The following is a 3,027-nucleotide window of genomic DNA, read 5'->3' on the forward strand; positions in this document are numbered from 1 at the left end:
CAGTGCGCCGACGGTCTGACTGTGGCCGTTGAGATTAGTATGGGTACCCGCCGCCGTGGTTAATCCAGCAGTCTGTCCCAGCGCATTATCGCTGCCCAGATTCAAGATGCCGCCACTCACCAACGTAATGCCGGTATAATCATTGGCCGTATTGGTCAGCGTCATTTCGCTATTATCCGCGCCGATAACCAAATTACCCATGCCGGTCACTTTCGCCTGCAAGGTGTAATCGGTATTTAGCGCCCCTTGCGACGTTAGCGTTAAGCTTTCAGCGGCAAGCAGATTCAACTGAGTCAGACCTGACGTAACACTTAAGCCACCATCACCCGACAGCGCATAATTATAAAGTGCCTCAGCAACCGTATTGCCCCCCTGAATAATATTTTCAGTTCTGCCATCACCCAGGCTAATACCCAAACGGTCCTGTAATGTCAGTTGCGCCAACTCCGCCGCCGACAAGATCGTGCCACTGCTGATTAATTGGGCTGAACTGCCCGTATCCTGATCGAGTAGGTTCCCACTGGTGGTGAGAGCGGGATCCACTTGGATGATGCTGTTGTCAGTCACTGCCAGCGTACCGGTGGTGATTAAACTGCCAGTAACAAAGGTTGTCGTCGCACCGTTAAGGGTCAAATGGCCTATCGACTGATTACTGCTATCCACCGCAACCGTGGTACCCGCAGATGCAACAAATGAAGCACTGCTCAATGCCGCGGTATTACTGCCACTCAGGGCAAAGGTACTGTTTTTCATATCAACCGTACCGGCGAATGCCGTGCCGGTATTAGTACCAAAATTGAAGGTGTTATTGGCAGTATCAATATTCAGGGTGCCATTACCGGTCAGTGCATGATCGAACAGCGCAATGTCGTCCAGATTCAGTGTGGCATTGACAATATCCACCATGACCGCACTGTCGACGCCATTGGTGTTGGTCAACGTGGCATTGGAGCCACCCGTGACCTGCAAGATGCCGTCGCCTGTGACGCTGTTGGCAAAGGTGCCGTTAAAGCCACTTAGCGCCAGAATATCCTGTGCTGATGCCAGCGCAATGCTGGCATCGACCCCCAGATTGGCGGTCGATGCCACCGTCAGTTGGCTATTACCCGCCAGCGCATACTGACCGCTGAAGCCACTGTTATCTGCGGTCAGCGAGGTGTCTGAGCCATTAATGATATCAATGGTGGAACCTGCCACACCGCTCAGTGTGTTGGCAATGCTGTCAGTGACGCCATCCAAAACCAGAGATGACGTCGCCGTATCCAATCCAACCGTGGCCGTCGATGCCCCCAGATTACTGGCCTGACCGACGGTTAATACACCGGCCGCATCAATATGATGCGCGCCGCTAAAGCTGTTATTGCCGGTCAGGGTCACCGCCGCATTGGTGTTGATATCACCGTCGCCGCTCAGCACGTTGGCTAATGCCGCATTGGCCCCGTTCAGATTCAGCTCACCCTTCACGTCGATGGCACTGCTGCCCAGCGTGCCGGCACCGTTCAGGGTGGCGAAAGCCCCATTGGCAATGTTGGCCTGGCCACTTAACCCGCTGTTGGCCCCACCGATGATCAGATCACCACTATTGACATTCAGGATACCGTCGCCAGTCAAGCCGCCGGTCACCGTTGATACTCCACCCGAGCTAAGGTTCAGCGTACCGCCGGTGATATCAAGGATACTGCTGTTGGACAGCACACCGCTGTTTAGCACCCCGCCAGTGCCCAGTGTTATCGTACCAGTATTGGTCAGTGCGCCGACGGTCTGACGGTAGCCGTTGAGATTAGTATGGGTACCCGCCGCCGTGGTTAATCCAGCAGTCTGTCCCAGCGCATTATCGCTGCCCAGATTCAAGATGCCGCCACTCACCAACGTAATGCCGGTATAATCATTGGCCGTATTGGTCAGCGTCATTTCGCTGTTATCAGACCCGATAACCAAACTACCACTGCCCGTAAGCTGAGCCGTCAGTGTGTTATTGGCATCAACTGCGCCTAACGAGGTTAAGGTTAATCGCTGACCAGAAGCTAAAGATAATCGGGTCAGTATCGAGGTCAGGCTTAAGCCACCACCTGCACTGGATAAAGCGTAGTCATAGAATGCCTGCGCGACAGTATTAGCACCCTGAATAACATCGGTTGAAGTATCAGTGCCAAGGCTGTCACCGGCAAAATCCTGTAATGTCAGTTGCGCCAACTGTGCTGCTGTCAGGAAGTTGCTGCTGTCGATTAACTGGGTTGAGCTGCTAGTGTCCTGATCGAGCAAGTTTCCACTGGTACTCAGGGCCGTATCGACGTTGATATTGCTATTATTTGTCACCCCCAACGTACTGGTGGTGATTAAACTGCCGGAAGAAAATAGAGTCGTTGCGCCATTCAAGACAAGATTACCGACCGCCTGATTGCCACTATTGACCACCACTATAGTGCCAGCAGAAGCAATAAATGCAGCATTGCTCAATGCACTGGTATTATTGCCACTTAGGGTAAAAGTACTGTTTCTCATATCAACGGCACCGGCAAATGCCGTGCCGGTATTAGCACCAAAGTTGAAGGTATTGCCGCCAGGATCAATATTCAGCAGACCGTTACCGGTCAGCGCATTATTAGAGGAGGCTGCCCCATTCAGGTTCAGTGTGCCATTCAGTAACATATCCGTGGTGCCCAGTTGGTCACTGGTGGTAGCCGTCAGACTACCGCCCTGATCAACCTGCCAGCCCCCGGTTAAACCACTCGTCTGGCTCAACGAGACATTAGCACCGTTATTGACGATGGCCGCCCCTGACCCCGCTAATGACGCAGCCAGAGTGCCATTGAAGGTGCTACCAAACAGTAATTCACTGGCGGCGTCAATATTAATGGTACCGCTACCGACGTTACCGTCTGAGGCCAGAGCTATCTGGCTGTTAGTCAGATTGATATTGGCAAAACCCTGTAACGAGGTGGTGGTCGCCAGAGAATCAGTTGATGTATTAAAATTAAGGTTATTGGTACCGGAACCCGCATTCAGAGAACCTAAATAGGTACTGCC

General features: G+C 52.6%; 1 protein-coding gene. It reads right to left on the reverse strand.

The window, feature by feature from the left end; translation table 11 throughout:
* The coding region (locus tag AEP37_RS26745) for a beta strand repeat-containing protein (protein ID WP_049615519.1) at nt 1-3,027 on the reverse strand (3,027 nt) is incomplete at both ends.

The sequence above is a fragment of the Yersinia pekkanenii genome, from assembly GCF_001152565.1.
In the GTDB taxonomy this organism is placed as follows: domain Bacteria; phylum Pseudomonadota; class Gammaproteobacteria; order Enterobacterales; family Enterobacteriaceae; genus Yersinia; species Yersinia pekkanenii.